Annotated in this window: 26 protein-coding genes; 17 read left to right on the top strand and 9 right to left on the bottom strand. The window is 71.1% G+C overall.

Going from position 1 to position 25,207, the window contains the following annotated elements:
* Positions 1-49: 49 nt before the first annotated feature.
* Together AC3ANN_RS13125 and AC3ANN_RS13120 are read left to right on the top strand one after the other, a co-directional pair.
* Positions 50-688: a ClpP family protease gene (locus AC3ANN_RS13125; RefSeq protein WP_488337842.1), complete on the top strand. Its 639-nt coding sequence runs from the start codon at positions 50-52 to the stop codon at positions 686-688.
* Positions 685-1,275 carry a ClpP family protease gene (locus AC3ANN_RS13120; RefSeq protein WP_488337841.1) on the top strand — a complete coding sequence of 197 codons (591 nt, stop codon included), beginning with the start codon at positions 685-687 and terminating at the stop codon, positions 1,273-1,275. Before AC3ANN_RS13125 ends, AC3ANN_RS13120 begins: the two co-directional genes overlap by 4 nt.
* A 408-nt stretch (positions 1,276-1,683) precedes the next feature.
* Here the strand turns inward: AC3ANN_RS13120 and ligD are convergent, their stop codons facing one another.
* From ligD to AC3ANN_RS13100, 4 genes are all read right to left on the bottom strand, one after another.
* Positions 1,684-2,928, bottom strand: coding sequence for a non-homologous end-joining DNA ligase (gene ligD / locus AC3ANN_RS13115; RefSeq protein WP_488337840.1), 1,245 nt, complete (start codon positions 2,926-2,928; stop codon positions 1,684-1,686).
* 49 nt (positions 2,929-2,977) lie between these two features.
* Positions 2,978-3,343 carry a helix-turn-helix domain-containing protein gene (locus AC3ANN_RS13110; RefSeq protein ID WP_488337839.1) on the bottom strand — a complete coding sequence of 122 codons (366 nt, stop codon included), beginning with the start codon at positions 3,341-3,343 and terminating at the stop codon, positions 2,978-2,980.
* 65 nt (positions 3,344-3,408) lie between these two features.
* Complete coding sequence (locus tag AC3ANN_RS13105) at positions 3,409-3,807, bottom strand: hypothetical protein (protein WP_488337838.1); 399 nt, start codon at positions 3,805-3,807, stop codon at positions 3,409-3,411.
* An 85-nt stretch (positions 3,808-3,892) separates the two neighbouring features.
* The gene (locus AC3ANN_RS13100) at positions 3,893-4,816 is read right to left on the bottom strand and encodes a Bax inhibitor-1/YccA family protein (RefSeq protein ID WP_488340837.1); all 924 of its coding nucleotides are present in this window, start codon (positions 4,814-4,816) and stop codon (positions 3,893-3,895) included.
* A 131-nt stretch (positions 4,817-4,947) separates the two neighbouring features.
* Here AC3ANN_RS13100 and AC3ANN_RS13095 point away from each other — a divergent pair, with 131 nt between their 5' ends.
* A complete protein-coding gene (locus AC3ANN_RS13095) occupies positions 4,948-5,958 on the top strand; it encodes a glycerophosphodiester phosphodiesterase family protein (protein ID WP_488337837.1) in 1,011 nt (336 codons plus the stop codon).
* 14 nt (positions 5,959-5,972) lie between these two features.
* On the opposite strand, the gene AC3ANN_RS13090 is transcribed toward AC3ANN_RS13095, so the two are convergent.
* On the bottom strand, positions 5,973-6,392 hold the full coding sequence (locus tag AC3ANN_RS13090) for a VOC family protein (protein ID WP_488337836.1): 420 nt from the start codon (positions 6,390-6,392) through the stop codon (positions 5,973-5,975).
* Position 6,393: 1 nt separating this feature from the next.
* A complete protein-coding gene (locus AC3ANN_RS13085; RefSeq protein ID WP_488337835.1) occupies positions 6,394-7,173 on the bottom strand; it encodes an alpha/beta fold hydrolase in 780 nt (259 codons plus the stop codon).
* 132 nt (positions 7,174-7,305) lie between these two features.
* Between AC3ANN_RS13085 and AC3ANN_RS13080 the strand changes: the two genes are divergently transcribed.
* The 8 genes from AC3ANN_RS13080 to AC3ANN_RS13045 all read left to right on the top strand — a co-directional run bounded on the left by AC3ANN_RS13080 (position 7,306) and on the right by AC3ANN_RS13045 (position 15,111).
* Entirely contained in the window at positions 7,306-8,574 is a 1,269-nt protein-coding gene (locus tag AC3ANN_RS13080; protein WP_488337834.1) for a cytochrome P450, read from the top strand.
* A 144-nt stretch (positions 8,575-8,718) separates the two neighbouring features.
* A complete protein-coding gene (locus AC3ANN_RS13075; protein ID WP_488337833.1) occupies positions 8,719-9,036 on the top strand; it encodes a hypothetical protein in 318 nt (105 codons plus the stop codon).
* 115 nt (positions 9,037-9,151) lie between these two features.
* A complete protein-coding gene (ctaD, locus tag AC3ANN_RS13070) occupies positions 9,152-10,912 on the top strand; it encodes an aa3-type cytochrome oxidase subunit I (RefSeq protein WP_488337832.1) in 1,761 nt (586 codons plus the stop codon).
* A gap of 104 nt (positions 10,913-11,016) precedes the next feature.
* The gene (locus AC3ANN_RS13065; RefSeq protein ID WP_488337831.1) at positions 11,017-12,018 is read left to right on the top strand and encodes an ABC transporter ATP-binding protein; all 1,002 of its coding nucleotides are present in this window, start codon (positions 11,017-11,019) and stop codon (positions 12,016-12,018) included.
* Positions 12,015-13,112: an ABC transporter permease gene (locus AC3ANN_RS13060; protein ID WP_488337830.1), complete on the top strand. Its 1,098-nt coding sequence runs from the start codon at positions 12,015-12,017 to the stop codon at positions 13,110-13,112. Before AC3ANN_RS13065 ends, AC3ANN_RS13060 begins: the two co-directional genes overlap by 4 nt.
* Before the next feature lie 103 nt (positions 13,113-13,215).
* Positions 13,216-13,752, top strand: a complete 537-nt coding sequence (locus AC3ANN_RS13055) for a hypothetical protein (RefSeq protein WP_488337829.1) — start codon at positions 13,216-13,218, stop codon at positions 13,750-13,752.
* Positions 13,753-13,776: 24 nt separating this feature from the next.
* Positions 13,777-14,025 (top strand): LPXTG cell wall anchor domain-containing protein, encoded by a 249-nt coding sequence (locus tag AC3ANN_RS13050; protein ID WP_488337828.1) that lies wholly within the window; start codon positions 13,777-13,779, stop codon positions 14,023-14,025.
* Between the two features lie 225 nt (positions 14,026-14,250).
* Positions 14,251-15,111, top strand: a complete 861-nt coding sequence (locus AC3ANN_RS13045; RefSeq protein WP_488337827.1) for a sulfurtransferase — start codon at positions 14,251-14,253, stop codon at positions 15,109-15,111.
* 38 nt (positions 15,112-15,149) lie between these two features.
* Here the strand turns inward: AC3ANN_RS13045 and AC3ANN_RS13040 are convergent, their stop codons facing one another.
* The 3 genes from AC3ANN_RS13040 to AC3ANN_RS13030 are packed head-to-tail and all read right to left on the bottom strand — an operon-like array spanning position 15,150 to position 17,648.
* Entirely contained in the window at positions 15,150-15,887 is a 738-nt protein-coding gene (locus AC3ANN_RS13040; protein WP_488337826.1) for an amino acid ABC transporter ATP-binding protein, read from the bottom strand.
* A complete protein-coding gene (locus AC3ANN_RS13035; RefSeq protein ID WP_488337825.1) occupies positions 15,884-16,765 on the bottom strand; it encodes an amino acid ABC transporter permease in 882 nt (293 codons plus the stop codon). Before AC3ANN_RS13035 ends, AC3ANN_RS13040 begins: the two co-directional genes overlap by 4 nt.
* Positions 16,766-16,790: 25 nt before the next feature.
* Positions 16,791-17,648 carry an ABC transporter substrate-binding protein gene (locus tag AC3ANN_RS13030; RefSeq protein WP_488337824.1) on the bottom strand — a complete coding sequence of 286 codons (858 nt, stop codon included), beginning with the start codon at positions 17,646-17,648 and terminating at the stop codon, positions 16,791-16,793.
* A 221-nt stretch (positions 17,649-17,869) separates the two neighbouring features.
* Here AC3ANN_RS13030 and AC3ANN_RS13025 point away from each other — a divergent pair, with 221 nt between their 5' ends.
* The 6 genes from AC3ANN_RS13025 to AC3ANN_RS13000 are packed head-to-tail and all read left to right on the top strand — an operon-like array spanning position 17,870 to position 25,196.
* Positions 17,870-18,781, top strand: coding sequence for an aldo/keto reductase (locus tag AC3ANN_RS13025; RefSeq protein WP_488337823.1), 912 nt, complete (start codon positions 17,870-17,872; stop codon positions 18,779-18,781).
* 60 nt (positions 18,782-18,841) lie between these two features.
* Complete coding sequence (locus tag AC3ANN_RS13020; protein WP_488337822.1) at positions 18,842-20,464, top strand: ABC transporter substrate-binding protein; 1,623 nt, start codon at positions 18,842-18,844, stop codon at positions 20,462-20,464.
* Between the two features lie 53 nt (positions 20,465-20,517).
* Positions 20,518-21,540 carry an ABC transporter permease gene (locus tag AC3ANN_RS13015; protein WP_488337821.1) on the top strand — a complete coding sequence of 341 codons (1,023 nt, stop codon included), beginning with the start codon at positions 20,518-20,520 and terminating at the stop codon, positions 21,538-21,540.
* Between the two features lies 1 nt (position 21,541).
* Positions 21,542-22,408 carry an ABC transporter permease gene (locus AC3ANN_RS13010; RefSeq protein WP_488337820.1) on the top strand — a complete coding sequence of 289 codons (867 nt, stop codon included), beginning with the start codon at positions 21,542-21,544 and terminating at the stop codon, positions 22,406-22,408.
* Entirely contained in the window at positions 22,405-24,162 is a 1,758-nt protein-coding gene (locus AC3ANN_RS13005; protein ID WP_488337819.1) for a dipeptide ABC transporter ATP-binding protein, read from the top strand. Before AC3ANN_RS13010 ends, AC3ANN_RS13005 begins: the two co-directional genes overlap by 4 nt.
* Positions 24,162-25,196 (top strand): LLM class flavin-dependent oxidoreductase, encoded by a 1,035-nt coding sequence (locus AC3ANN_RS13000; protein WP_488337818.1) that lies wholly within the window; start codon positions 24,162-24,164, stop codon positions 25,194-25,196. Before AC3ANN_RS13005 ends, AC3ANN_RS13000 begins: the two co-directional genes overlap by 1 nt.
* Positions 25,197-25,207: the final 11 nt, after the last annotated feature.

The following is a 25,207-nucleotide window of genomic DNA, read 5'->3' as shown; positions in this document are numbered from 1 at the left end:
GACGGCGGAGACGGATGCCTCGGCGGCGGCATCCGCGCAGGCTGGGGGCATGGCAGAAGAAGGCAAGATCCCGCAGTTCGGGGCCGAGGCGCGGCGCGAGCTGTTCCACCAGCGTGTGCTCGTGCTCGACGGTCCGCTCGACGACGACAACGGCACCCTGATCGCGACGCAGCTGCTCGCGCTCGCGGCCGAGGACGAGGCATCCGATATCGCTCTCTGGATCCACTCGCCGGGCGGTTCGGTGCCGTCGATGCTGGCGATCCGCGACATCATGCGGCTCATTCCGAACGATGTCGCGACGCTCGCGCTGGGCCTCGCGTGCAGCGCGGGCCAATTCCTGCTGTCGGCCGGCACGAAGGGCAAACGGCGGGCGCTGCCGCATGCGCGCATCCTCATGCACCAGGGCTCGTCGGGCATCGGCGGGTCGGCTGTCGAGGTCGAGGTGCAGGCCGACGACCTCCGGTACACGCGCGACACGGTGCTCGCACTGGTCGCCGAAGACACCGGGCAGGGCATCGACCGCATCTTCGAGGACTCGCTGCACGACCGGTGGTACACCGCGGCCCAGGCGCTCGACTACGGATTCATCGACGGCATCGTCGACGACTTCGCGCAGATCGTGCCGCGCCGGCGCCGGCCCGCGGGTCTCGGTGTTCAGCCCGAGCGCACGAACGAGGTGGCGGCATGAGCTCGTACACGATCCCGAACGTCGTGGCGCAGCATCCGCGCGGCGACCGCGTCATGGACGTCTACTCGCACCTGCTCGCGGAGCGCGTGGTGTATCTCGGCACCGGCATCGACGCGGGAGTGGCGAACGCGCTCATCGCGCAGCTGCTGCACCTGGATGCCGAGAGTCAGGACCGCGACATCCAGCTGTACATCAACTGCGAGGGCGGCGACCCGTCCGCGATGCTCGCGGTCTACGACACGATGATGCACGTGCGGCCGGATGTCGCGACCACCGTGGTCGGGCAGGCCATCGGCGTCGGCGCCGTGATGCTCGCCGCGGGCGCGGCGGGCAAGCGCGCCGTGCTGCCCCATGCACGCGTCGTGCTGCATCAGCCCGCGGGGCAGGGGAGGGGCGCGATCCCCGACCTGATCCTCCAGGCCGACGAGCTCGTGCGCGTGCGCGGCGAGGTCGAGCAGATCCTCGCGCGGCACACCGGCCAGGACCCCGCGAAGCTCCGCGCTGACACCGACCGCGACCGCGTCTTCACCGCCGCCGACGCGGTGGCGTACGGCCTCGCCGACCGCGTGCTCGACCGCCCGCGCTAGCCCCAGGCAGGGCGCCGAGCGTTGCTTCAGGTGGCGCGACACGCGGGATGGCGGTGATGATTCCGCGTGTTGTGACACTTGAAGCCGGGGTGGGGCGCGCGCGCGTTGGTTCGGGCGGCGCGCGGGTCGGTTCGGGTGGCGCGACACGCGGGATGGCGGTGATGATTCCGCGTGTTGTGACACTTGAAGCCGGGGTGGGGCGGCGCGCGCGTTGGTTCGGGCGGCGCGCGGGTCGGTTCGGGTGGCGCGACACGCGGGATGGCGGTGATGATTCCGCGTGTTGTGACACCTGAAGCCGGGGTCGGGCGGCGCGCGGGTCGGTTCGGGTGGCGCGACACGCGGGATGGCGGTGACGATTCCGCGTGTTGTGACACCTGAAGCCGGGGCCGAGCGGGACGACGGGCGGACTCAGCCGGCCGGACGCCCGGGCCAGGTCTTGCCGGCCCAGGGGTCGTAGTCGGCAATGAGGTCCTCCTGCGGCGGGCGCTCCGACTCGGGCACGTGCTGCAGGTTCACGCGCACGCGGTACCAGAGCGAGCTCGAGCCGCGCATGCCGTCGACGAGCACGTCCGCCGGATGCAGCGCGGCGGAGACCGACGGATGCCGCGACTTCCACTCCTCGAGAGCCTCGAGGGCTTCGGGCTTGGTCTTGGTGCGGGCCACCTCGATGAGCGGCATCGTCGACTGCCGTCGTCCGTCGGCACCGCCGCCCCGGGGAGGCTTCTCGGCGGGGCCGAGCTCTTCGGCGAGGCGCAGCAACCCGTCGAGCGTGCCGACGGCGTCGTCGATGCCGGCGTGCGGATCGCCGACCTCGGCGTACCGCTGGGGCACCGTCAGCACCGTGAACTCCTCGGGCCGCCGGTCGCGTACCTCGTCCCAGTCGAGCGGCGTCGAGACGCGCGCATCGGGCAGCGGGCGGATCGAATACGCGGATGCCACGGTGCGGTCTTTCGCGTTCTGGTTGAAGTCGACGAACACGCTCTCGCCGCGCTCCTCCTTCCACCACCGCGCCGTCGCGAGGCCGGGCGCCCGATTCTCGACCTCGCGTGCGAGGGTCTCGGCCGCGAGGCGCACCTGCTTGTAATCCCACTGCGGTGCGATGCGCACGAGGATGTGCATGCCGCGGGAGCCGCTGGTCTTCGGCCAGCCGACGAGCCCGACATCGTCGAGCACCTCGCGTGCAACGAAGGCCGCGTCGACGATCTGCGTCCAGTCCACGCCGGGCATCGGGTCGAGGTCGATGCGCAGCTCGTCGGGGCGGTCGAGATCCTCGGCGCGGACGGGGTGCGGGTTCAGGTCGAGGCAGCCGAGGTTGATGACCCACGCCAGGCCCGCGGCATCCCGGATCACCGCCTCCTCGGCCGACGTGCCGGAGGCGTAGTGCAGGGTCGCGGTGTCGATGAAGTCGGGGTGGTTCTCGGGCACGCGCTTCTGGAAGAACGGCTCTGCGTCGATGCCCTTCGGGAACCGCTTGAGCACCATGGGCCTTCCGCCCGCGCCGCGAAGTGCGCCGTCGGCGACCGAAAGGTAGTACCGCACGACATCGAGCTTGGTGATCCCCGGCTGCGGGAACACGATCTTGCCGGGGCTCGAGATGCGCACCTCGTTGCCCTGGATGTCGAGGATCTCTGCTTCGGACTTCGACGGGCTCATGTCGCCGAGGCTATCCGGCCGACGGATGCCGCGGCCAGGCCTTGCCGGATCAGGAGGCGAGCGCGTACACCCCGGTCTCGACGCGCGGCGCGGCGGCGGGCATGGGCAGCGCGGGCGACGAGACGGAGGTCAGCTCGGTGACCGAGCGCAGATCCTCGGCCACGGCGATCGTGAGGTCGATGAGCGTGACGCCGAGCGCGCCGGCGATCGCGGCGATCATCTCGCTGGACGGCTCTTTCAGGCCCCGCTCGACCTCCGACAGGTACTGCGGCGACACGCCGGCGCGGCGCGCGGTGTCGGTGAGACGCTCGCGCCGCTCATGCCGCAGGCGTCGCAGCACATCGCCGAGCGCATCGCGCCACAGCGGCTCGGGCTCGCGGACGGGGCGCGACGGCAGCGGGATCAGCTCGGCCATGGCATCAGGGTAGGACGCGACGGATGCCTCGGCCCAGGCGTTCCGCTCAGAGCAGAACCGGCGGCTCACCGGGTCAGGTCGGCGAACTCGGCGAGCGGCACGATGCCGTCCGCCGCCGCGCGCAGCACGGGATCGAGGGACACGAACGCGTCGGACTGCAGTTTGGCGACGGCGAGGTACTCGGCCCTCGCCGTGTCATCCCAGTCGAGGTCCTGGGCGATCTGCCACGCGACGGCCCGCGACACCCGATCACCCAGGAGCCGGATCTTCAGGGCCGCGAGCCGATCGAGCAGCGCACGCCCTTCGGCGCCGGTGCGCTCGCCGGCGCGGACGCTCCGATACAGCTCGGTCAGCGCGTGCGAGCGCAGCAGGCTCGGCCCGACGAGGCTGTGCTCGGAGGCGATGGCGACGTCGTCCTGGATGAGCCGCATCGCCACGGGCAGGTCGATCGCGTATCGCGTCATGGACCGATGGTGACATGGAGCGCCGACGTCGGGAAGCGAAAAGGCCGCCCGGCGAACCGGGCGGCCTTCGCGTGCGAGCGTGCGGTTACTCGCTGCCGCGGAGTATCGCGAGGATGCGGAGGATCTCGACGTACAGCCACACGACCGTGACCATGATGCCGAAGGCGCCGACCCAGCCGAACTGGCGCGGAGCGCCGTTTCGCACGCCCTGCTGGATCTGGTCGAAGTCGAGCACCAGCGAGTATGCCGCCATGATCACGACGAGGACGCCGATGATGAGGCCGAGCGGGATGCCCATGAACGTCTGGCTCAGGAGACCGAAGGCGCCGCCGGCGATGGGGGCGTTGAACATCATCAGGACGATGTTGATGAGCGAGAAGACCAGGTAGCCGACCATCGCGATGAGGAAGATCTTCGTGGCCTTCTTGGATGCGCGGATCTTGCCGCTCGCGAAGAGGGCGAGGGTCACACCGACGACCGAGAAGGTGGCGAGCGTCGCCTGCACGACGATGCCCGGCCAGATGAACTCGAAGAACGCCGAGATCGCGCCGACGAAGAGGCCCTCGAACGCGGCGTACGCGAAGATGAGCCCGGGGCGCACCTTCTTGCGCGACGTGAAGATCACGACCATCGACAGGACGAATCCGCCGAGCGCGCCGATCATCCAGGGGAGGATCGACGGGTCCTGCGTCGGGGACACGCCCGCCATCGTCCACACCCAGCCGACGGCTGCGGTGACGAGGAGGATCGCGAAGAGTCCGACGGTCTTCCAGACGGTGTCCTCGACAGACATGCGGTCGGTCTCGATGGCGCCGGCCGCGGGGGCCGCATACATGCCCTCGAGCTGAGCCTGGGCTGCGGCATCCGTCGCGGCGGCCTGCGCGGTCGAGAACTGCGTCGGCGCCGCAGGCGGCGTGAGCCCGGCTGCCTGACGACCACCGGGGTAGGTCTGGACGGCCTTCGGATCCTGGAAGGCCGGGTTGCTGAACGCGGGGTTGTTGAGGGCCACTGCTCTCACACTCCAAAGTCAAGGAAATCCCAGCACTGTGCTGTTGATCCACACTAACGGAATGGCCGAGGTGACGGGCAGACAGGCGCTGTGAGGAGGCTATGAACGGTCGCGGTGGCTACGCTGAGACGGTGCCGCGCCGCAACCCGCTCGTCATCGGGCATCGAGGTGCGCCGGGCTATCGGCCCGAGCACTCCGCGTCGTCGTACGACCTCGCGTTCGAGATGGGCGTCGACGCGGTCGAGCCCGACGTCGTCGTGTCGAAGGACGGCGTGCTGGTCGTGCGGCACGAGAACGAGATCTCGGGAACGACGGATGTCGCAGACCGGGCCGAGTTCGCAGACCGACGGACGACGAAGACGGTCGACGGCGCCGCGCTGACCGGCTGGTTCGCCGAGGACTTCACGTGGGACGAGCTGTCGACCGTGCGCTGCCGCGAACGGCTGCCGAAGATCCGGCCGGCGAGCGCGAGCTTCGACGACCGGCAGCCGGTGTTGCGACTGCGCGACGTGCTCGACGCGGTGCGCGAGGCGTCGCTCGAGCAGGGTCGTGAGATCGGGGTCGTGCTCGAGATCAAGCATGCGACGTACTTCCGGTCGATCGGGTGGGACATCGCGGAGCTGATCGACGCCGAGCTGCGCGACGCGGGCTGGGCCGACGGCGCGCTGCCGCTCACGATCGAGGCGTTCGAGTCGAGCGTGCTGTACGCGCTGCAGGAACGAGGCATCCGTGCGGCGTACATCTATCTGCTCGAGGCGGCGGGCCGCCCGTTCGATCAGCTCGCGGCGCACGGCAAGGCCGCGCTGACGTACCGGCAGACCGCGAAGCCGGCCGGGCTCGACACGCTCGTCGGCCGCGTCGACGGCATCAGCGTCGACAAGCGCGTGATCCTCGCGCCCGACAAGCTCGGGCGTCTGACCGGTCCGTCGACGGTCATCGACGACGCCCACGACCGCGGCCTGCGCGTGTACACCTGGACGTGCCGGCCCGAGAATGCGTTCCTCATCGGGCAGTTCCGGGGGCGCGGCGGCGCGGGCGCGTTCGGTGACTGGGAGGCGGAGTGGGCGGTGATCCGGGATGCCGGAGTCGACGGCGTCTTCGTCGACCACCCCGACCTCGGGGTCGAGTTCTTCCGCTCCTGACGAGGGTGCGGCGGTCAGCCCTCGTCGTGGAAGCTCGGCAGGTACGAGAGGCCGACGAGGAGCCCTTCGGGGCTGAGGAACCGCGCGGTCGTCTGACCCCACGGCTCGGTCTTCGGGCGCGACAGGATCTCGAGGCCGCGCCCGCGGAGCTCTTCCGCGCCGGCCGCGACTGCGTCGGGTGACGCGAGCTCGAACTCGATCCACGCCTGCGGCACCACGTGGTCGGCGGGCCACTCGGGCGTGCCGAACGTCGACTCGGCGGCCTGAGCGAGGGGCCAGATGGCGAACGCCTTCGTTCCGGCGAGGTCGTCGGCGTGGTGGTAGTCGGGGGCGGGCTCGTCGAACTGGATGCCCAGCGTGCCCGACCAGAAGTCGAGTGCCGCGCCCGGATCCCGGCTGATGGGGCCGAATCCCGCGACGAACTGGATCTCCACGTCAAGCCCCGAGGCGCTCTGCGACGACCCGCGCCGTCGCCACGGGGTCGGGGCGGTGCATCACCGACTCGGGCACGATGACGAGTTCGGCCCCGTCCAGCTCGGCGGCGAGCCGGTCGGCTGCCGCCAGCAGCACCGGGAACGTCTGCTCGCCCCGCATGATCGTCACCGGCACCGTGACGCCCAGCATCCGCTGATCGGGCGTCGACGCCTGCGCGACGAGCCGCGTGTCGTACACCGTCGACTGCGCGAGCGGCAGGAGCGCCGCGAACTCGTCGCTCCGGCGCATGCCCTCGACCATCTCTCGCGGCAGTCCGATGTTCTCGAGCTGGAACGTCACGACCGCCTCGTCGGGATGCCCCTCGTCGACGAGCTGCTGCAGGCGGTCCGCGAGCTCGGGCGCCGGCTCGTCCTCGCCGAAGCGCAGCGGCGGCTCCGACAGGAACAGCGCGCGCACCGGCACGCCGCGCGAGGCGGCGAACAGCGCCAGCACGGCGCCCGACGAGTGTCCGAGCACGGCGGCGTCGCCACCGACGGCGTCGATCACCGCCGCGAGGTCCTCCACCTCCCGGTCGGGGGTAGAACCCCGTGCGTCTCCGCTCGATCCGCGGGCACGCCGGTCCCACGCGACGGCGCGGAACCCGCGGTCGGCGAGGGCGCCGGCGAGCCCGGCGGCGTCGGCTGCGACCGAGAGCGCGCCGCCGACGATGACCACGGCGGGCCCGTCTCCTCGCTGCTCGTAGGCGATCGGAGTTCCATCGGCTGAGGTCGCGACGTCCATGCGCCTCAGGTAACCACGGCCCCCCGACACGGGGAAGGGGCCGGCCGCCCTACCTCGGTCGCTCCACCGCGACAACCCCCTACGCCTACCCGCCGCGCGCACGTAACGTCGCAGCCGTCGAAAGGAGCGCGCGTGTCTTCGACCAGCTTCGACACGACCAGCGACGGGTCGCCACCGCTCGAGGCGCCCGAGATCCCGGGCGACGAGTCCCTGCGGTTCCTGATGGAGGGGTACGGGTTCGGCAGGCATCGCTTCGACAGACTCCAGACGGATGCCTTCCGCACGCGTCTGATCGGACGCCCGGTGACGTTCCTGCGCGGCGCCGGCGCCGCGGAGTTCTTCTACGGCGCCGACCGCTTCACGCGGGTGGGTGCGATGCCGCGCTCGGTGCTGCACTCGCTGCAGGACGAGGGAAGCGTGCAGACCCTCGACGGCGACGCTCACCGCCGGCGCCGCGGCATGTTCCTCGATGTGCTCGGCGAGACGCGCCGCGAGGAGCTCGCGCGCCTGGTGAGCGAGGAGTGGACGACGCGGTGGGAGGAGTCGCAGCGCGCCTCGAAGCCGCTGTCGCTCATCCACGCCTCGGGCCAGGCGCTCACCGACGGCGCGCTGCGGTGGCTCGGGATCGAATGCACGCCCGAGGAGCGCCGGCGGCTCGCGGACGAGTTGCTCGCGATGATCGACGGCGCAGGGTCATTCGGCCCGCGCAACTGGAGCGGCCGCCTGCTTCGACTGCGCACGGAGCGGTGGGCACGCGAACTGGTGCGCTTCCGCCGCACGAACGGGTCGGAGACGACAGGCTCCCCGTTCGATCGGATCCTGCAGCATCGCGAGGATGACCGGCCGCTCGACGAGCGGACGGCCGCGATCGAGCTGCTCAATCTGCTCCGGCCGATCGTGGCGGTGTCGCGGTTCGTCGGGTTCGCAGGGCTCGCTCTGCACCGGCATCCCTTCTGGCGCGAGCGCGTGGCCGGCGACGACAGGTTGCTGCTGCCCTTCACCGAGGAGGTGCGCCGCACGGCGCCGTTCTTCCCCGCGATCGGCGGACGCGCCATCGGCGAGCAGAGCTGGCGCGGCCTGACGTTCGCGCCGGGCGACTGGGTCCTGGTGGATTTCTTCGCCACGCATCGCGACGCGCGGCGCTGGAACGACCCCGACCGGTTCGATCCCGGCCGCTTCGTGCCGCACCCCGTGCAGGGCCTCATCCCGCAAGGCGCGGGGCCGATGACCGATGGTCACCGCTGCCCCGGCGAGCCCGCCACGATCGACCTGTTGGCGGTGTTCGTCCGCGCGCTCGCGCATGCCGAATGGAGCGTCCCGCGACAGGACCTGCGCGTCGACCTCCGGCGGCTTCCGGCTCTCCCCGGACGGTACGGGATGCTGATCCAGCCGTCGGCATGACACGAGACCGCGAAGGGCGTGCGGTGGCGCACGTGCGGTACCGGCATCCGTCGCCCGTCCCCGTCGAATCAGTGCGCAAGCACGGATGGCGTCGCGTGTCAACGGCGTACGCGCGGGCTGATTCGACCGCTCAGTGTGTCGGGCATGAAGCATGTGACCTACGGAGGCAAGCCGCTTCTCGTAGACGATGACGCCGCGGAATGGCTCATGGAGTACGCGCGGGCGCTGGGCTCGGCGCACATGACCGACACAGTGACGCTTCGCGCGATCGGCGCCGACGGCAACGAGGTGAGCGTGACGTTCCTGCTGAACGCGGGCACCGAGCTCATGACCGAGACGGCCAGCAGCACGGGTGAGGCGCCGCGCAACGACGAGGTGGTCGGCTACATGCAGGAGCGCACGCGCCTGATCCTCACGCCGCCGCCGGGGCAACCGGTGCTCGACCCCACCGAAGGTCAATGAATCTGAGCGGTCGGCTCACACTCCTGGCCGGGATGTCAAGCCCGTACCGAATCGCCAGGTCGCTTCTTACGGTCGTGCATCCGCCGGCGACCGACCGGCGCGGTGAGGGGCCGCCATGTCGATGAGCGCACCGCCCGCACAGACGCGGAGTCGTCCGACTGCGCTGCCTCCGCGGCAGGCGGCACTGCTCAGCGCTTCGCGCGTCGAGCAGAAGGGCAACCTCGTGGTCCGTTGGATCACGTCGACAGACCACAAGACGATCGGCTACCTGTACCTCATCGCATCCGTCATCTTCTTCCTCCTCGGAGGAGTGATGGCGCTCATCATCCGCGCGGAGCTCTTCGAGCCCGGCATGCAGCTGGTGCCGACGCGCGAACAGTACAACCAGCTGTTCACCATGCACGGCACGATCATGCTGCTGATGTTCGCTACGCCGCTGTTCGCCGGCTTTGCCAACGCCGTCATGCCGCTGCAGATCGGCGCCCCCGACGTGGCGTTCCCGAGGCTGAACGCGCTGTCGTTCTGGCTGTTCCTCTTCGGCTCGACGATCGCGGTTTCGGGGTTTCTCACCCCTCAGGGCTCGGCCTCGTTCGGCTGGACCGCCTACCAGCCGCTCGCGAACGACACCTTCACGCCCGGGGTAGGAGGAAACCTCTGGTTCGTCGGCCTCGGGATGAGCGGTTTCGGCACCATCCTCGGCGCCGTGAACTTCATCACGACGATCATCACGATGCGCGCACCGGGCATGAGCATGTGGCGGATGCCGATCTTCACGTGGAACACCCTGATCACCAGCATCCTCGTGCTGATCGCCTTCCCCATCCTCGCCGCAGCCCTCTTCGCCGCCGCCGCCGACAGGATCCTCGGCGCCCACATCTACGACCCGCAGAACGGCGGTGTGCTGCTGTGGCAGCACCTGTTCTGGTTCTTCGGGCACCCCGAGGTGTACGTGATCGCGCTGCCGTTCTTCGGCATCGTGTCGGAGGTCTTCCCGGTGTTCAGCCGCAAGCCGATCTTCGGGTACAAGACCCTCGTCTACGCCACGATCGCGATCGCGGCCCTGTCGGTCGCCGTGTGGGCCCACCACATGTACGTCACGGGGGCGGTGCTGCTGCCGTTCTTCGCGATCATGACGATGCTCATCGCGGTCCCCACCGGCGTGAAGATCTTCAACTGGATCGGCACGATGTGGCGAGGGTCGGTGACCTTCGAGACGCCGATGGTGTTCGCGCTCGGCTTCCTGGTGTCGTTCGTCTTCGGCGGTCTCACCGGCGTCATCCTCGCCTCCCCGCCATTGGACTTCCACCTCCACGACACCTACTTCGTGGTGGCGCACTTCCACTACGTGGTGTTCGGAACGGTCGTGTTCGCGATGTTCGCGGGCTTCTACTTCTGGTGGCCGAAGTGGACAGGCAAGATGCTCAACGAGCGTCTCGGCTACCTCCACTTCTGGATGCTGTTCATCGGCTTCCACATGACGTTCCTCATCCAGCACTGGCTGGGAGTGTCGGGTATGCCACGCCGCTACGCCGACTACTCCAGCGAGGACCGGTTCACGTGGGAGAACCAGGTCTCCACCGTCGGAGCCATGCTGCTGGGCGCGTCGATGATCCCGTTCCTGTTCAACGTGTGGATCACCTCGCGCAAGGCGCCGAAGGTGACGGTGAACGACCCGTGGGGCTATGGCGCGTCGCTGGAGTGGGCGACGTCGTGCCCGCCGCCGCGGCACAACTTCACGTCGATCCCGCGCATCCGCAGCGAACGGCCCGCGTTCGATCTCAACCACCCCGAAGCCGGCGTGCCGGTGGGAGTGGGACCGGCCAAGGACGCGCCCGACGCCGCCGTCCGGGATGTCGCCACCGGGGAAGAGAAATGAAAGCCGTGGCCTGAGGGCCGCGACCTCTGAACCGCCGGGCTGACCGGATGCCGCATCCGGCGCGCCGTGGATCCTGGGGTGCCGCGCCCCCTAGGGTGAGTCGGGTGACCACGGACACCACGATCACCGCGGGCATCGCCGTCGACGGCGTGCGCCGCGCGTTCGGCGAGGTGCAGGCGGTGCGCCATGTGACGCTGCGGGCGTATGCCGGCCGCGTCACCGGCCTCGTCGGCCCCAACGGCTCGGGCAAGACGACGCTGCTGCTGATGCTCGCGTCGCTGCTCGCACCCGACGCCGGCTCGATCCGCATCGACGGCATCGATCCGGTCGCCGAACCGCAGCAGGCCCGCGCCCGCATCGGCTGGATGCCCGACGCGCTCGGCGCGTGGGGGACGCTCACCTCTCGCGAGACGCTGATCTTCACGGCGCGGCTGTACGGGATGCCGAAGCCCGAGGCATCCGTCCGCGCCGACGCCCTGCTGAACGAGGTGGGCCTCGCCGACCTCGCGGACGCACCCGCGCGCGTGCTCTCACGCGGGCAGAAGCAGCGACTCGGCCTCGCCCGCGCGCTGGTGCACGACCCCCGGGTGCTGCTGCTCGACGAGCCGGCGTCGGGTCTCGATCCGCAGGCGCGCATCGATCTGCGCGTGCTGCTGCGGCGGCTCGCGGCCGACGGCCGCACGATCCTGGTGTCGAGCCACATCCTCTCGGAGCTCGAGGAGGTCGTCGACGACGCCGTCTTCCTCGTGTCGGGCGCGACCGTCGATCCGGCGCGGGTTGAGGCGGCCTCGCGCCGCACGCGCCCGTGGCGCGTGCGGGTGGCGGGGACCGAGGCATCCGTCGCCCTCGAACGCGTCGCGACGGCGCTGTCGCTGCCGCTCGACGCGGTGGCGACCGACCGGCGCGACGTGATCGTCTCGTTCGCATCCGAGGATGCCGCAGCCGCAGCGCTCCGCGACCTCGTCGCCGCGAGCGTCGAGGTCGTCGAGTTCGCGGCGGCGCAGGGCACGCTCGAGCGGACTTTCCTCGACCTCGGCGAAGGCGCTCCACCGCAGGCGGCCGCCTCGAGGGACTCCGACGCCGACGAAAGCGAGGCGACCTCGTGAACGCGCAGCGACTCGGCACCATCATCAGTCTCGAGCTGACGCAGCGCACCCGCAGCGTCGCCTGGTACGTGCTGCTCGGCGTCTTCGCGCTGCTGCTCGTGATCGTCACGGCGCTGTCGTTCTTCGCGTGGGGCTTCGTCGATCGCCCGGGTGCAGCGATCTACTCGACGATCGTGTACATCACCCTCCTCCTGGTGGTGCTCGTCTCGCCGACCCTGAGCGGCAACGCCATCAACGGCGATCGGGATGCCGCGACCCTCGCGCCGGTGCAGATCACGCTCGCGACGACCGCCGAGATCCTGTTCGGCAAGTTCCTCGCGGCGTGGGTGACGGGGCTCGCATTCGTCGCCGTGTCGGTGCCGTTCCTGCTCATCGCGACGCTCGCGGGCGGCGGCAACCCGGCCACCATCGGGGTCTCGCTGCTGGTGCTCCTGTTCGAGGTGGGGATCATCGCGGCGATCGGAGTCGCGCTGAGCGGCATCCTGTCTCGTCCGCTGTTCTCGGTCGCGACGACGTATCTCGTCGTCGCGGCGCTCGTGATCGGCACGCTCATCGCGTTCGCGCTCGTCGGGTACACCGTGCGGTCCGAGGCGACGCACCACTACCGCAGCTACAACTACGAGGAGTACACCGGCGACACGTATCCGTGCATGCCGGGGGAGGAGCCGACGGGCGACTACCCGTGCGACGACGATGTCGAGATCACGTGCGGCGAATGGCAGGTGACGACGTACGAGGTGCCGCGGTTCGACCGCGTGTGGTGGCTGCTGGCCGCGAATCCGTTCGTGATCCTCGCCGACGCGACGCCCACGACGTTCGACCGGCACGGGTACCCGGTGGACCTGTTCGGGCAGATAAAGACCGGCGTGCGCATGGCGCAGCAGCCGCCAGAGCTGGAGCAGCGCTGGGACGAGTGCGCCCGGATGCCCTCCGAGGAGCAGCAGACCCCGGAAGAGCTGATGGCGCAGACCGCGCCGAGCTGGTTCGTCGGCATGGGCCTGCAGGCGCTGCTGGCGGCGGGGCTGCTGTGGTGGGCATGGGCGCGCACCCGGACGCCTGCGGGAAGACTGCCGAAGGGCACGCGCATCGCGTAGCGGGTCGAGGCGGAGGGAAGACAGGCACAGGATGACCAAGCGCCCGGAGGCGAGGACGGCGGCAGACGGACGACGAGCATCGCGCCTGAGGACGGGATCCTCGGTGACCCGCGACCTCATGGTGGCGGCTGCTCTCGCGGCGGTCGGCGCCGTGCTCCTCACGCTCGTCGCCCCGGTCACGACTGCGCTCGCCGCGACCGCCCCTCCCGCGTACGCGGCGGTGGCCGGCATCCATAGCGTGCTGCCGTACCTGGCGCGTCGGCTGCTGGTTCTGCCATTCGCGGCGTCGCTCGTCGGCGGGATCGTCGGAGTGCTCTCGTTCGCTTCGACGCCTCTCGGGCCGCTGATCCTCGTCTCGCTCCTCGCGGCGACCGTGCCTTTCGACGTGGCCCTCAACGTCTGCTCGCGGTTTTCCCCGGCACTGCGGCTTCGGCACTATCTCCTTGCTGCGATCGCCCCCGCGATCGTGCTCTTCTTCGTGTCGCTCCCGGTGTTCTCGCCCGAACATCTCACCGTCTGGATGGTGGTCGCCGTGCTCGCCTGCCGGGTGCTCGGGCAGTGCGGCGCCGTGTGGATCTCGGCGCTCATCGCAACGGGACTGCACCGGGCCGGCATCCGTCGCGGCTCGCGTGACGGCTGAGTGTGTTCGGCCACCTATTCGGTGGTGGCCGCCGATCTGGACGGCAACGCGCTCGTCAACACCGCGACGGCCACGAGCGTCGCCCCCGACGGCGGCACTGTGGCGTCCGACCCGTCGAGGGCCCGGATCGACGACGTCGTCACGGTCGCGGCACCCGACGACGATCTGCCCGTGACCGGCGGAATGATCGTATGGGGCGCAGCGGCGCTCGGAGCCGGCTTGCTCGCGGTCGGAGCGGTCATGCTGATGGTGCGCCGGCGCCGGCTGAGCTGACCCCCCAGTTCCAGCGCAGAAGAGCTCCCGAGCGATCGGGGGCTTTTCTGTTCACGTCGGGCTCCGGGGCTTGCGGTCCGGCAGGCGCTGCCGGTGGCGGGAGGATCGGGCCACGAGTCGCATCCGCTACGTCCGTGTGACCTGGTGTGACGCTGCGTTTCGCCGCGTCGCGGCGTGTGTCGTCACACGCGACCGCCGTGCCGTCGGCCGCGTGACCATGAGCGCATGCCCTCGCCGCTCATCTCGCCGAAGGAACTCGCCGACGTCATCCGGAGTGCGCGCCCGCCGCGTCTGCTCGACGTGCGATGGCGCCTCGACCGACCCGAGGGCCGCCCGGAATACCTCGACGGGCACCTCCCGGGCGCGGTCTACGTGGATCTCGATCGCGAACTCGCCCTGCGTGACGACCCGCTTCGAGGACGCCACCCGCTTCCGTCCCGCGATCAGCTGCAGGCGGCCGCCCGACGGTGGGGCATTCGTGAGGGCGACACCGTCGTCGCCTACGACGACGTGCACTCCGTCGCCGCCGCTCGTGCGTGGTGGGTGCTGACGCGCTCGGGGGTGCCGGATGTGCGCGTGCTCGACGGCGGGCTGCGCGGATGGCTCGCCGAGCGTCTGCCGCTCGAGACCGGCGACGTGCTGCCGCGGCCGCCGGGTGACGTCGTCCTCCACGAGATCACGGACGGCGTCGCCGACATCGATGCGATCGAGGAGTGGCCCGATCACGGCCTCCTGCTGGACGTCCGCGCCCCGGAGCGCTATCGCGGGGACGCCGAGCCGCTCGACCCGGTCGGCGGCCACATCCCCGGCGCGGTGAATCTTCCGACGACCGTGCACCTCTCGGCAGGACGATTCCGGCCCGTCGACGAGATCCGTGCCGAGTTCGCCGCCGTCGGAGCCATCGAGGGGGTCGCGGTCGCCGCGTACTGCGGCTCGGGGATCGCATCCGCACACACGGCGCTGGCAGGCTCCGTCGCCGGCATCGACATCGTCGTGTATCCGGGCTCGTGGAGCCAGTGGTCGCGCACCCGTGGCCGCCTGGCCGCCGTCGGTCCGGCGCCGTCTCTGGACGTCGTCCCGGTGTGACGGTGGGCGGCTCGCAGTCGGGATCGGGCCGATCTGGCTCAGTCCGTGAAGCGGGCGAGGAACGCGCGGGTCCGCTCCTCGCGGGGTGAGCCGAACACCTCCACCGGTGTGCCGGACTCGAGGATCCGGCCGGCGTCGAGGAACGCGACGCGGTCGGCCACGTCCCGCGCGAAGGCCATCTCGTGCGTGGCCATCACGATCGTCATGCCGTCGTCCGCCAGTGAGCGCACGAGGTCGAGCACATCGGTCACGAGCTCCGGGTCGAGCGCGGAGGTGATCTCGTCGAGCAGCAGCAGATCGGGGGCGGTCGCGACGGCCCGCGCGATCGCCACGCGCTGCTGCTGACCGCCCGAGAGCCGGTCGGGATGGTCGCCGGCCTTGGCCGCCAGTCCGACGCGGTCCAGCAGGGCGGCGGCCGCGGCCTCCGCCCTCGCCTTCGAGTATCTGTGGACGTGTCGCAGGGCGAGCGTGATGTTGCCCTTCACGGTGAGATGCGGGAAGAGGTTGTACTGCTGGAACACCACGCCGATGCGCGCGCGCACTGCGTCGACGTCGACGCGGGGGTCGCTGATGTCGGCACCCGAGAGCCAGATCTGCCCGTCGTCGATCGGCTCGAGCAGGTTGATCGTACGCAGGAGCGTTGACTTGCCCGAGCCGCTCGCCCCGATCAGCGCCACGACCTCGCCCGACGCGACCTCGAGGTCGATCCCCTGCAGCACGGCGTGGTCGCCGAACGACTTCCAGACGTCTTGCACACGCAGCACGGATTCGGTCATACGATCCCTCCGATCTGCTCCCGGGCCCGCACGCGCGCGGTGTACCAGTCCGTCAGGCGGATGGTCGGAATCGCGAGCAGGACGAACAGCAGCGCGGCCACGACGTACGGCGTGAAGTTGAAGTACGCGGCCGTCTCGATCTGGGCCGCGCGGACGGCGTCGACCGCTCCGATGATCGAGATGAGCCCGACATCCTTCTGCATCGCGACGAAGTCGTTCATGAGCGCGGGCGTCACCTTGCGCACCGCCTGGGGGATCACGACGAGCCGCATCGACTGGCCGTGGCTGAGGCCGAGTGCGCGAGCGGCGTGCCGCTGCGACGGGTGCACCGCCTCGATCCCGGCGCGGAAGACCTCCGACACGTACGCCGAGTACGTCAGCGTGATGGCGATCGTGCCCCAGAACTCGGTGGGCAGCCGAACCGAGATGAAGTCGAGTCCGGGGATGCCGAAGCCGACCAGATACAGCACGATGATGAGCGGGATGCCGCGGAACACGTCGGTGTACGCTGCGGCGATCGCGCGCATCGGGAGCCACACCGGACCCCGGAGGGTGCGCAGCGTCGCGAGCAGCAGCCCGAACAGCAGCACGAGCACCGACGACATCGCGAGCACGCGGAGGTTCAGCAGGAAGCCGTCCCACACCCGGGGGAGCGACGCGACGAACACTTCGGGATCGAAGAACTGCTGCTGCACGCGCGCCCAGCCGGGCGTGTTGACGACGAGCATCCAGACGGCCACTGCGATGACCAGGGTCGAGACGAGGCTGATCGCGACCGAACGCATGCCCTGTCGCTTGCGGAATGCCTGTCTCTCGAGTTCCGCCGAGCTCACGGCGCGGCGCGAATCGGCGACCCGGCCGGGTGCGGGCGTCGTCATCGCGCCAGGCTAGCGGAGCGGCGCGTCACTGCAGCACGGGCGCCTGGCCCTCGCCGCCGAGCCACTCCTCGGCGAGCGCGTCGAGGGTCCCGTCTTCGCGCAGCGCGTCGACGGCGGCCGAAACCTGCTCGGTGAGCGGCGAACCCTCGGCGAGCACGAACCCGAACTGGTCGCCCGACGCTCCCTCGGGGTTGGGTAGCTGGCCGACGAGCACGCCGTCGGTCAGCTCGACGCCCGAGATGTAGAACGCCGTCGGCAGGTCGACCACGATCGCGTCGACGAGACCGTTCTCGAGGGCGAGCTTGGCGTCGTCGTTGGTGTTGAAGGCCTGCGCCGGCTGCGTCGGCTGGATCACGCTCTCGATGGTGGTGAAGCTCGTCGTCCCCGTCTGTGCTCCGATGAGGAGGTCCTTGAGGTCGGCGATCGACGTCGCCTCCGCGGCGGGCGACGCGCCGGTCGTCACGACCACCTGCGTCGTCTCGTAGTACGGCGTGCTGAAGTCGACCGACTCCTCGCGCTCCTCGGTGATCGAGAACTGCTGCAGATTGACGTCGAAGTCCTTCGGACCGGGGGCGATGGCCTCCTCGAATCCGGTGCGCACCCAGACGACGTCCTCGGCGGCGAACCCGAGCTCCTCCGCGACGGCGTAGGCGACCGCCGCCTCGAACCCTTCGCCGCTCTCGGGAGCGTCGTCGATGACCCAGGGGTAGTACGCGGGCTCGCCCGTGGCGACGGTGAACTTGCCCTCGATGATCCAGTCGCCCGCGGCGGCGTCGGCGTCCGAGGCGCCGGGGTCGGGCGAGGTGCTCGCGCATCCTGTCAGGGCGAGCGCGGCGACGGCGATGCCGACGACGGCGGTGCGGAACGAACGGGAACGCGACATCGGTGCCTCCAGGATCCGGGGATGCCGCGCGCGTGCTGTCGCGCGCTGCTTCGTCCATCTTGACCAGTGCCGCCGACGGCACGCGTCTTCGACGTGCCGAATGTGACGCTGCGTGACGGCGGGTGACGGCCGGCGACGCCCGGTGAACGGCCGTGACGGGGCGACCATGCCCCGCCCGGGAGGCCGCGTCCACGCTGTGTGCACCCGATATGGAGTCCCTCATGCCAGACCTCTCACCCCGCACGGCGACCGTCGCCGCCACCGCGCCGACCGTGTCGCTCGCCGGCCGCGCCGTGCCGCGACTCGGCTTCGGCGCGCTGCACCTGGCAGGACCTGGGGGGTGGGGACAGCCCGCCGACCGTGCGGCGGCGCACGCGCTGGTGCGCGGCGCGGTCGAGCTCGGCATCCGCTATGTCGACACCGCCGACAGCCTCGGCCCCGACGTCAGCGAAGCCGTGATCGCAGAGGCGCTGCGCCCGTACCGCGATGACCTGGTGATCGCGACGAAAGCAGGGATGACGCGCACCGGGCCGCGCGGGTGGGGAGTGCTCGGGCATCCCGACTACCTGCGTCAGCAGGCGCACGCGTCGGCGCTGCGGCTGGGGTTCGACGCCGTCCCGCTCTTCTACCTGCATCGCGTCGACCCCGCCTTCCCGCTCGCCGACCAGGTGGGCGCGCTCGCCGAGCTGCGGCGCGAGGGCGTCATCGAGCACGTCGGCCTCAGCGCGGTCACCGCGGCCCAGCTCGCAGAGGCCGAGACGATCGTGCCGATCGCCGCGGTGCAGAACCACTACAACGTCGTCAGCCGGGCGTCCGACGACGTTCTCGGCCTGGCGGAGGACCGCGGCATCCCGTTCGTGACGTTCTGGAGCCTCGGCCGGGGCCGCGAGCTGCTCGATCTGCCCGAGGTGCGGGGCACTGCCTGCGACCTCGGGATCGCGCCGGCGGCGCTGCTCGTGGCGTGGATCGCCGGGCGCTCGCCGTGGACGCTTCCCCTCGTCGGCACCGCGAATCCCGACCACCTGCGCGCCAACCTGGCCGCGCTCGCGGTCACGCTTCCCGACGACGCGCTCGTGCGCCTCGACGATCTCGCGGCCCGCACCGGCCCGATCCCCGCCTTCGCCACCCGCTGACCGCCCGACCCCACCCACACACCAGACCCGACCCCACCCACAGCACCCACCAGGAGAACCATGAGACACCGCCTCGCCATCGCCGCCGTGATCCCGGCCGCGCTGCTGCTCGCCTCGTGCGCGAGCGGCGGCACCGGCGCGTCACCCACGCCGGACGAGTCCAGCCGATTCGTCTACCTCAGCGACCTCGAGCCGTCGTGCTTCGACACCGCGTCGTACAAGAACCTCGCCAACTACAACGTGATCCGCCAGATCGTCGACCCGCTCGTGTTCCAGGACACCGAGGGCGCCTTCTATCCGGGTCTCGCCGCCGAGTGGGAGTCCGACGACGCCGGCACGGTGTGGACCTTCACCCTTCGCGACGACGTGACGTTCCACGACGGCGAGCCGCTCACCGCGGACGCCGTGCAGGCGAGCTTCGCGCGCTTCGTCGCCGAGGGCTCGACCCTGAGCGCGCCGCGCTGGTACGAATCCTCACGAGCGGTCGATGAGCACACGTGGGAGCTCACCCTGGCGCAGCCGACGGCGAACATCCTGCAGCAGCTGTCGAACCCCGACTACCCGATCCTTTCGCTGGCATCGCTCGAGGAGTTCGACGACGGCGACCGCTGCGCCGACCCGGCCGCTCTGGTCGGGACGGGGCCGTTCATCCCTGTCGAGTACGACAAGGGCGCGAAGCTCGTGCTCGAGCGCAACGAGGACTACGACTGGGGCCCCGAGTTCGCCGACCACACCGGCCCGGCGTACCTCAGCGAGGTCGAGATCCAGTTCGTGCCCGAGGCGCAGGTACGCATCGGCGCGCTGACGAGCGGCGCCGCCGACGCGATCGCGAGCCTGCCGCCGCTCAACGCGGACGCGGTCGAGGACGCCGGCTTCGTGCTCGCGAGCGCGCCCGCCACGGGCGTGCCCTTCGTGGCGCCGCTGAACACGACCGACGGGCCCACGGCCGACCGCCGGGTGCGCGAGGCGCTGCGTGCGGCGATCGACTGGGACGCCGTCGTCGAGACGGTGTACCAGGGCAGGTACGACCGCGCCTGGACGCCGCTGGCTCCCACCACGGCGCCGGCGGGCTCGTACAACGCCGACATCGAGGGCAGCTTCGCCTTCGATCCGGATGCTGCGGCCGAGCTGCTCGCCGAGGCCGGATACACCGAGACCGACGCCGAAGGCTTCCTCACGAAGAACGGCCAGCGGCTCACGCTGCGCTGGATCACCGACGCCGGCGACATCCGAGACCAGCGGGACGTCGTGGCCGAGGCGGTGCAGGCCCAGGCCCGCGAGGCGGGGATCGACATCACGCTCGAGCAGCTCGACACGTCGGCATATCTCGAGCGCGTCGCGGCGAGCGACTACGAGATCGTCGCCGAGTCGTGGGGCCAGTCGGATGCCGCGGTGTTCGGCTCGGCGACGAACCCCAACGGCATCGCCCCGAACGGCATCAACTACTCGCGGTACGCCGACGACGAGCTGGCCGCGTGGGTGCCCGAGGCCGCCGCGTCGCCCGACCCGGAGCGCCGCGTCGAGCTGTACCGGGCGATCCAGGAGCGCGTGAACGAACAGGTGTCGATCATCCCGATCTACATCCAGTCGTTCCTCGTCGCCGCCAAGGACTCGGTGTCGGGCATCGCGTTCGACCCGGTCGGATACCCGACGACCTTCTACGACGTGAAGGTCGGCGGCTGACGCCGTGCGGGCGGGGCGACGCCCCCGCCCGCACCCACCCCGAGGGGAACGACATGACAGACACGGCGATCGCGCAGCCGCTGCCCGCCGAGCACGCCGCGGCTGAGGCATCCGTCGCTCGGCGCACACGTGGGTCCGCGTTCGCGATCCGCTACGCGCGCGGGCGCGCGATCGACATCGTGCTCGTGCTGCTGGCGGCGGCGACACTGTCGTTCGCGACACTGCAGCTGATGCCCGGCAACCCGGTCGACACGCTGCTGCGGGGGACGTTCGAGATCACGCCCGAGATGCGGGCCGATGTCGCGGCGGCGTACGGGCTGGATCGGCCGATCGTCGTGCAGTACGTGCAGTACGTCGGCGGCCTGCTCGTCGGCGACCTCGGCGTGAGCTACCAGCAGCGCCAGCCGGTGACGGAGATCATCGCGGCCGCCCTTCCCGCGACGGCCGCGCTGACGGGCCTTGCGATGCTGCTCGCGATCGTCTTCGCGCTGGTGGGGGCGCTGGTGTCGGCGGGGCGGGGAAGTCCGGCCCGCTTCGCGGCGCAGACGCTGGAGCTGCTGGCGATCTCGGTGCCGTCGTTCTGGATCGGACTGCTGCTGCTCACCGCCTTCGCGTTCGCGATCCCGATCTTCCCCTCGACGGGCGCCGAGGGCTTCTCGTCGCTCGTGCTCCCCGCCCTGACCCTGTCGCTCCCGCTCGCCGGAGTGCTGGGCCAGATCCTGCGCGAGCGCCTCGACGAGTCGCTCGAGCAGCCGCACACCCTCACCGCCCGCACGCGAGGCGCCGGCGAGGCGCGGGTACGCGTGCGGCACGGGCTGCGGCACTCGGTCATCCCCGCGCTGACCGTGTCGGGTGCGATCGTCGGGTCGCTGCTGGTGGGGACGACGGTCATCGAGACGCTGTTCTCGCGCCCCGGCGTCGGCCGGGTGCTGCTGAACGCCGTGATGTCGAAGGACGCGCCGGTGATCATGGGCGTCGTCGTCTTCTCCGCGATCGTGTTCCTCGTCGTGAACACCGTGGTCGACCTGCTGTACCTCGTGGTGGATCCGCGCACGCGCGGGAACGGGGCGGTGTGACATGGTCACCCTCGACGCCGCTCTTCCCGTGCGCACCACGCGCCTCGTGCGCACGCCCGTGCCGGTGGGCCTCGTCGCCGCGGGCGCCGTGCTCGCCGTCCTCGTCGTCATGGCGATCGCGCCGGCCCTGTTCACCGCGGCCGACCCGCTGCGCACCGACCCGCTCGCGGCGTTCCAGCCGCCCAGCGCCGAGCACTGGTTCGGCACCGACCAGCTCGGACGCGACCAGTACGCGCGCGTGATCTACGGCGCGCAGCTCAGCCTCGGCATGGGATTCGGTGCGACTCTGATCGGGCTCGTCGCCGGCCTGCTCCTGGGGCTGGCCGCCGGGCTGTCGCGCGGCGCGACCGACCGCGTGCTGTCGCGCGCCATCGATGTGCTGTACGCCTTCCCCGAGATGCTGCTCGCGATCGTCGCGGTCGCGGTGCTGGGCACCGGCTTCTCGACGCTGCTGCTCGCGATCGGCATCGGGTCGATCCCGAGCTACGCCCGCGTGCTCCGCGCGCAGGTGATCCAGGTGCGCACGTCGGGGTTCGCCGAGTCGGCCGTGGCACTCGGCCAGCCGGCGGCGCTGATCGCGTGGCGGCACGTGCTGCCGAACTCGGTCGGCCCGGCGCTGGTCCTCGCGACGATCGGCGTCGGCACCGCGATCATCTTCGGCTCGGCGCTGAGCTTCGTCGGACTCGGGGCGCAGCCGCCCACGCCCGAATGGGGTCTCATGCTGTCGGACAGCCGCAACTACCTCACGCTCGCCCCGTGGCTGGCGCTGTGGCCCGGGATCTTCCTCGCCGCCGCCGTGGTGTCGGTGACCGTCATCGGCCGCTGGCTGCAGCGGCGGTTCGTGAGCCCGATCGGAGGCGTCCGATGACCGACACCCTGTTCCGTGCTGCCGCGGTCGCCGACGAGGCCCCGAGCACCGGCATCCCTCAGCCGTCGCTGCCCGATGAGCGCGACGCCCTCGTCTCGGTCCGCGATCTCGCTGTGTCGTTCCCGCATCGCGACGGGCCGATCGAGGCCGTGCGCGGCGTGTCGTTCGACATCCGTCCCGGCGAATGCGTCGCGATCGTCGGTGAGTCGGGCTCGGGCAAGTCCGTCACCGCCCGCTCGCTGCTGGGCCTCGCCGGCCACGACGCGCAGGTGCGGGCGGCGCGGCTGCGGTGGCGCGACACCGACCTGCTCGGACTCGGCGAGCGGCAGTGGCGGGGGATCCGCGGCCGCCGCATCGCGCTCGTGCTGCAGGATGCGCTGACGTCGCTCGACCCGCTGCGCCGCGTGGGCGCCGAGGTGGCCGAGCCGCTGCAGCTGCACGACATGCTGCCGCGAGGCCGGCGTGCGCTGCGCGTGCGGGAGCTGCTGGCATCGGTCGGCGTGCCCCGTCCCGACGTGCGTGCGCGCCAGTACCCGCACGAGCTGTCGGGCGGCCTCCGCCAGCGCGCCCTCATCGCGTCGGCTCTGGCAGCCGCGCCCGAGCTGATGATCGCCGACGAGCCGACGACGGCTCTCGATGTGACAGTGCAGGCGCAGATCCTCTCGCTGCTGGCCGATCTCAAGCGCGACGGCACGGCGCTGCTGCTCATCAGTCACGACCTGGCCGTGGTGGCCCAGATCGCCGACCGCGTGCTGGTGCTGAAGGACGGCGTCGTGGTCGAGGAGGGTGACACCGCCGCGGTGCTCACCGCGCCGCGCCACGCGTACACGCGCACGCTGCTCGATGCCGTGCCCGGCCCGGATTCACGTGGCCGCCGGCTCTCATCGACGGATGCCGTCACCGCCGTCGCCGCGCTATCCGAGCCTGCGCGCGCCGAGGCGGTCGAGCCGCGCCCGGCGGGCGAGGTGCTGCTGCGCGCGAACGGGCTGCGCAAGGTCTACCGAACTCCGGGCGGCGGGCAGACCGTCGCGCTCGAAGATGTCTCGTTCGAGCTGCGCCGCCACGAGATCCTGGGCCTGGTGGGCGAATCCGGCTCCGGCAAGTCCACGGCGGCGCGCGTCGCGCTCGGGCTCGCGGCGCCCGACGCCGGCGAGGTGACCTTCCTGGGGGAACCGTGGACCGGCGTCCCGGAGGCCCGTCGCCGCGCACGCCGGCCGCGCCTCCAGCTGGTGTCGCAAGACCCGCTCGGCTCGTTCGACCCGCGTCAGCGCGTCGGCGCCGTCGTCGCAGAGGCGCTCGAGCGGATCGCGGTCCCGACGCGTGAGCGCGCGGCGCGGGTGACGGCCCTGCTGGCGAGTGTCGGGCTTCCGGCGGATGCGGCATCCCGCCGGCCGTCGTCGCTGTCGGGCGGGCAGCGTCAGCGCGTCGCGATCGCCCGGGCCCTCGCGACCGAGCCCGACGTCATCGTGTGCGACGAGGCGGTGTCGGCGCTCGACGTGTCGATCCAGGCACAGGTGCTCGACCTCCTCGCCGACCTGCGCGACCGCACCGGCGTCGCGCTGCTGTTCATCTCGCACGACCTCGGCGTCATCCACCACGTCGCCGACCGCGTGCTCGTGATGAAGGACGGACAGGTCGTCGAGCAGGGCGACGTGCACGACGTGTTCACCGGGCCGCGGCATCCGTACACGCAGCGCCTGCTCGCCTCCCTCCCGACCCTGCCGCCGCGGCGGCCCACCGAAAGGACCCGCTGATGCCCCGCATCGACCTCTTCTACTACGGCGACACGTCGCCCGGTCAGTCCGCGGCCGAGCTGTACCGCGACATCGAGGAGCAGGTCGTGCTCGGCGACCAGCTCGGCTACAACGGCGTGTGGGTCACCGAGCACCACCTCGACATGCGCGGTGAGATCCCCGATCCGCTGCTGCTCCTCGCGCGGCTGAGCGGCGCGACGAGCCGCATCCGGCTGGGCACGTCGATCGTGTGCGCGCCGTTCTACCATCCGATCCGCCTGGCCGAGTCGGCGCTCCTGCTCGACGCCGTGTCGGGCGGGCGGCTCGACCTGGGCGTCGGGTCGGGCGTGGGAGACGACCGGTTCCTGTCGGTGTGGGGCGTGACGCGGACGGATGCCTCGGCCCGCGCCGCGGAGGTGTACGAGATCCTCCGCCAGGCGATCGACATCGGCCGCGTCGACTTCCACGGCGAGTTCTACGACTTCGACGATGTCGTCGTCTCGCCGCCGGCGTCGCGTCCGGCCCGCGACCTCATCTGGGCCGCGGCCGGCCGCAACGCCATCCCGCTCGCCCGCGACCACGGGTACCGCCTGATGATCCCGCGGCCCTTGCCGCTCGAGGAGCGGCTGCGCTTCAACCGCGAGTATCGCGAGGTCACCGGCGACGCCGGCGAGGTCATCCATCTGCGCAGCGGACTGGTCGGCGAGACCCGTGAGCAGGCGCGGCGCGACGGCGTGGAGTTCCTGCGCGAGTACGCGCGCATCTACCTCAAGCTCGACTGGATCGGCGGCCCCGACAGCGCGCAGTTCGACGAGATCGCCGAGCGCCTGAGCTTCGCGATCGGCACCGCCGGCGACGTCGCCCAGCAGATCTGGGACTGGACCGAGCAGTTCGGCGGCACCGAGCAGACCGCCATCCAGTTCCAGGGCCCGGGCGTCGCGCACCCCACCGTGCTGCGCGCGATCGAGCTGTTCGCCGCCGAGCTTCCGGCATTGCAGACGGATGCCTCCGCCTCCGGCATCCGTCCCGCCACCGACCTCGCCGCCTCCGCCTGAGCCGGCCACAC

The organism is Microbacterium sp. STRO-2N, from assembly GCF_057747775.1.
This window is presented reverse-complemented; position numbering and strand designations above follow the sequence as displayed.